At 34.2% G+C, this 4468-nt stretch carries 6 protein-coding genes; 4 read left to right on the top strand and 2 right to left on the bottom strand.

Going from position 1 to position 4468, the window contains the following annotated elements; translation table 11 throughout:
• Both Q0X89_RS06815 and Q0X89_RS06810 read left to right on the top strand, forming a co-directional pair.
• Window positions 1–417: VIT1/CCC1 transporter family protein (locus tag Q0X89_RS06815; protein WP_297692451.1), on the top strand; the 417-nt coding region annotated here is incomplete at its 5' end.
• 503 nt (window positions 418–920) lie between these two features.
• A complete protein-coding gene (locus tag Q0X89_RS06810; RefSeq protein WP_297692449.1) occupies window positions 921–1781 on the top strand; it encodes a 3-keto-5-aminohexanoate cleavage protein in 861 nt (286 codons plus the stop codon).
• 156 nt (window positions 1782–1937) lie between these two features.
• Here the strand turns inward: Q0X89_RS06810 and Q0X89_RS06805 are convergent, their stop codons facing one another.
• Window positions 1938–2222 carry an HTH domain-containing protein gene (locus Q0X89_RS06805; RefSeq protein WP_297692447.1) on the bottom strand — a complete coding sequence of 95 codons (285 nt, stop codon included), beginning with the start codon at window positions 2220–2222 and terminating at the stop codon, window positions 1938–1940.
• Window positions 2223–2505: 283 nt separating this feature from the next.
• Between Q0X89_RS06805 and Q0X89_RS06800 the strand changes: the two genes are divergently transcribed.
• Window positions 2506–2877: a hypothetical protein gene (locus Q0X89_RS06800; protein ID WP_367177026.1), complete on the top strand. Its 372-nt coding sequence runs from the start codon at window positions 2506–2508 to the stop codon at window positions 2875–2877.
• Here the strand turns inward: Q0X89_RS06800 and Q0X89_RS06795 are convergent.
• Window positions 2860–4128 (bottom strand): hypothetical protein, encoded by a 1269-nt coding sequence (locus Q0X89_RS06795; protein WP_297692444.1) that lies wholly within the window; start codon window positions 4126–4128, stop codon window positions 2860–2862. The two genes, Q0X89_RS06800 and Q0X89_RS06795, sit on opposite strands and share 18 nt — an antisense overlap.
• Window positions 4129–4234: 106 nt before the next feature.
• On the opposite strand from Q0X89_RS06795, the gene Q0X89_RS06790 reads away from it, so the two are divergent.
• A partial coding sequence (locus tag Q0X89_RS06790) for a tRNA (adenosine(37)-N6)-threonylcarbamoyltransferase complex ATPase subunit type 1 TsaE (RefSeq protein WP_297692443.1) occupies window positions 4235–4468 on the top strand: 234 nt, incomplete at its 3' end.

Raw genomic sequence — 4468 nt, 5'->3', positions numbered from 1 at the left:
AGGGTTATATACAGGGAACAGGGCTTTGAAGGAGAACTTTTGGAAGAAGTGGTTAAAGTGATTACCAGCGATAAAGAGCGATGGGTGAATGTGATGATGAAAGAGGAATTGGTAATGTTTGATGAGGATAAATCCCCGGTAATTATAGGCGGGGTTACATATGTTTCATTTATTATTATAGGGCTTATTCCCCTTTCGGTTTATGTGTTAGATTTTATCTACCCGCTGGAAAGAGATCTTTTTCTTCTTTCATCCCTATTTACGGCAATAGGTTTTATAATAATTGGCTGGCTAAAAGCATTTGTAAACCAGACAACTTTCTGGAAAGGAATATTAGAAACCTTATTATTGGGTGGTATTGCCGCCGTAGTGGCTTATTTTATTGGCGATTTTCTGGAGAGCATAATTGTTAATTGACCACAAATTTGCATGGATTATATCCGTGAATTTTGCCTTTTTATCGATTTTATATACCTAAAAACGGATTTTCTGTGCTAAAAGGAAGAAAAGTATTACTATAGGGTTCCTAAATTTTTAAATAAAACCGGATCTTATGAAAAAAAGGGCTACCATTTCTTTCATCCTTTACAGCTTTTTTATCTTTTGTTTTTTCTGGTCCATCTATATTTTTCTTTTTAAATATTCCTGATCAAAGATTTAGTTCCTGGTTAACCCCAATAGTTTAAGCTGAAGAATCTCAAGGATTATCTCCCGGCGACCAAACTCTTAAACCATTGTAATATAGGTCACTAAATAGCATAACAGCTACACTTTCCAACATCACAACTAGTAATTATAAAAAATTATCCGCTTATTCCTGTTTTTACATACCTTAGATTCAGTGATGGTCCGGTGCAATAAAGACGATATCTTGTATTGCCTTCTGGTGATCGTATTTCCGGTAAAAACTGTTTGGTATTATGTCTGAAAAATTAATAATCAATTTTACCCCTACGGGGATGATCCCCACAAAAAAAATGACGCCTCATGTACCTGTTAGTGTATCTGAGATTGTCGAAGATGTACATAAGGCTTCTGAAGCGGGGATTACCATGGTACACCTGCATGCTCGTGATGAGGTCACCGAAGAACCCAGTTATAAAAAGGAAATCTACAGCGAAATAATTGGCGGGATCCGAAAATTTGACCCCTATCTGGTGATTTGCGTTTCCCTGAGCGGTAGAAATTTTAAAGAACTGGAGCAACGGGCAGACGCCCTTTACCTGGAAAATGCTCTTAAACCGGATATGGGTAGTTTAACCCTGAGTTCTTTGAATTTTAACAAAGTTGCCAGCATGAATACGCCAGATATGATACAGCAATTGGCAGCCATAATGAAAGAAAGGGGAATTGTTCCGGAATTGGAGGCATTTGATATTGGAATGGTTAATTTTTCAAAATACCTGATAAAAAAAGGTTTGCTCGAAGCGCCCCATTATTTTAACCTGCTCCTTGGAAATATTGCCTGTTCCCAGGCCAATTTGCTGCATGCCGGGATCATGATCCAGGACCTTCCTGAAAATTCTTTGTGGAGTTTGGCCGGGATTGGGAATGCACAACTTAAAATGAATTCAACGGCCATTGCCGTTGGCGGAGGAGTTAGGGTAGGTATTGAGGACAACATCTGGTATGATACGGAAAGGACCAAATTGGCCGGCAATAGTGACCTGCTGGACAGGATACATGTAATTGCCAAAGCCAATGGCAGGGAAGTGATGTCTTCTAAAGAATTCAGGACCAAAATGAAGCTGAAACCGGGGAATGGCGAATATGGTCGTTAGAGAACATAAGTTGCAGATTCTTTCATTTGAGGAAATACTAAGGACAGATTAATATATAATAAAGACCAGCTACTTAAAGCTGGCCTTTAAGAGAGATCAAACGAAAAACTAATTAACAAATCTCCTATTCTTTAGTTTTTATTTTTGCATTTATAGCTAATTCAAATAGCTCCCCTTATAAAATTCCGTTACTTCATCATTATTCGTTACAGAAAGCGAAATACGAAAATCCAGTTTAAAGTAATTCCGGTAATAATAGGTTTTACGCCTGCGGTTATATTCAATGGGTGCATTAAAATCCTTTAAAATCTCCAGAAGATTATAGACAGAACGCTCGCTTAACTCCATTCTCCCGGCCAGGGCCCTTGGAGAACCAGTACACTCTGTCTCGATAAGCAAATGTAATTTTTGTAAATTTTCCAGAGTCTTAATTTTATTCATCTTCGATACTTTATCCCTGTAAGATCATTTATTCTGAAATTTGAGGTTGCAAACTCTATTAATTTCATGAATCGATTGGCTAACCAAAACATTATGACATAATATTATAGATTATTTTCTATATATACAAATAATTATAGGTTTTTTTCTATTTAATTATATAAATTACTCATTTACACTTAAGTTTTGATTAAATATTATGGACATCTCCACCATTTCATTGAAAAAATGTATCTTTATATCGATTATTTTCTAGGTAATGCTAAAAACCATAGATCGACTAATGCAGTTTATTAAATTTGCCGGCTTGAGTGCAAGGCAATTTGATATTTCAATTGGTGCAAGTAATGGTTATACCTTACGAATGAAAAAAAACAATGCCTCAATTGGTAGCGATGTGATCGAAAACATCCTTAAAGTTTATCCTCAACTTAATGTAGTCTGGCTGATAACAGGCGAAGGTGAAATGTTGAAAAAACAAGAAGAACCTGAAATCCTTGATTTTGATCAGTTACCCAATTCCAGGAAACAAGAGATTGAACAACTTATTGAGGAAAAGATTAAAGAAAAACAGGAAGAGGAACTAAAAAGACTGCTTAAAGAGGTCACAGAAGAGATAGAAAAAACGCAAAAACGTTTAAACGACCAGACTTAATAAATAATTTATTTGCAGGTGTTTTAGCAATTCTTCTCGCAGCGAAATTAATCTCATTAATTGCTTCTTGGTATTGGTTTCCTTGGCTATTTCTTCCTTTAGTTCAATGTATCTTCTTAACTTTTTATAAAGTCCTTTATTCGCAATAAAATCCGGGTTATTCATGAGATCATCTATCTCTTCGAGCAGGTATTCGTACATCGTTAATATTTCCACCCGATATTTGATAGCCTTGGATAGTGCCAGAAGTACAAGGACAACACAAAATATAGCTGGAAATGCATTAATATTCCCTGCGGCATCTAAACTTTCGACATCTTGTGTAGCTTCCCAAAACTGGTAGGAGTATAATATTATTGGTGAAAGGATGGCGTATTTCCACCAGTGCTGACAGCTAAGAAACCATATAATCATAGGTATTAAAATAATTAGCTTCTGTACTAAAAACCAAATAAAGATTCTCACGTTAAGGAATCCATTATTGTAAACCTGGATTATGCCTAGATCCAATTTCTGCGTATTTTCAGGAACAAAATAATGGACAAACCAGAGAATTATGGAAAAGATTAAAATAGAAATTACCACTAAATTTAAATGATCTCGTTGAGGTCTAAATGAATTATTTTTAGAACCACCATATATACTAAGTCGGTTTTCTATTGCTAATTTCACATTAAAAATTTTCTGAAGATATTTTGTCCAGTTCATTTTGGATTTATTCCCATTCAAATACTTCAAATTCTCACGATAAATTTTATTTGAATACTTACTATTACTTCTTAGAATAGATTTTATTGAAAACTCAATTTTCCTTTTCCTATAATATTTAAAGTACTTATTATCTAACATTACAATGACAATGATAAAACACAAATCCATCATCAATATAAAAATCATTGTGTACAACTCATTATTAAAAATATTGGGGAAATACATAATTAAGGTATCATCTAATTCATCTAAAGACTTATTCAAATACAAAATTGTGAAAGGAATTAAAAGATATTTCCAATTCCATGTTACGGTGAAAAACCAGGTCAAAAGAAGACAAGTGGGTACTATATTCTTAAGAAGAAACCAAATAAATACGTTATTTGAACTATATACATGTGGAAAGTCTATTCCAAAGACTTCCAATGAATTGGTATTATTACTAAACAATAAATGAATGTACAATGCAAAAGGCAACATTGCTATCAACAAAGCAATCATACGATCTGATCGATATTTTTTGTGCCATCTGGATAGCATTGGTAACCTTATTTAAAATTTAAACTAATTTTACAATCTTGAATAATTTGTACTTTTTTACTTCAACATAGATCACTTAATTAAATATACTGAATTTATCCTATATATGCAGAAAATAATCTATACAATTGAACAGCTAGATGCCGTTGCCAAGGAAATATTAAACCATGTTTCGTCTAAAACCCTTTGTTTTTATGGAAAAATGGGCTCCGGGAAAACTACCTTGATTAAAGCCCTGGTCAGCACATTGGGAGGTGGTAACCAGGCCAATAGCCCTACTTTTGGGATTGTAAATGAATACCAGTTGGGTGGAGGCGATTTATTAGGGTACCATTTTGAC

Source organism: uncultured Eudoraea sp. (assembly GCF_947258525.1).
Classification (GTDB): Bacteria; Bacteroidota; Bacteroidia; order Flavobacteriales; family Flavobacteriaceae; genus Eudoraea.
Note: the sequence above shows the minus strand (reverse complement) of the source record. Positions and strands in the feature narration are given on the sequence as shown.

Bases quoted from the DNA above. Each gene is read 5' to 3' on its own strand.
- Q0X89_RS06810 (WP_297692449.1), top strand. From the start codon at position 921: ATGTCTGAAAAATTAATAATCAATTTTACCCCTACGGGGATGATCCCC.
- Q0X89_RS06805 (WP_297692447.1), bottom strand. From the start codon at position 2,222: ATGAATAAAATTAAGACTCTGGAAAATTTACAAAAATTACATTTGCTT.
- Q0X89_RS06800 (WP_367177026.1), top strand. From the start codon at position 2,506: ATGCAGTTTATTAAATTTGCCGGCTTGAGTGCAAGGCAATTTGATATT.
- Q0X89_RS06795 (WP_297692444.1), bottom strand. From the start codon at position 4,128: ATGCTATCCAGATGGCACAAAAAATATCGATCAGATCGTATGATTGCT.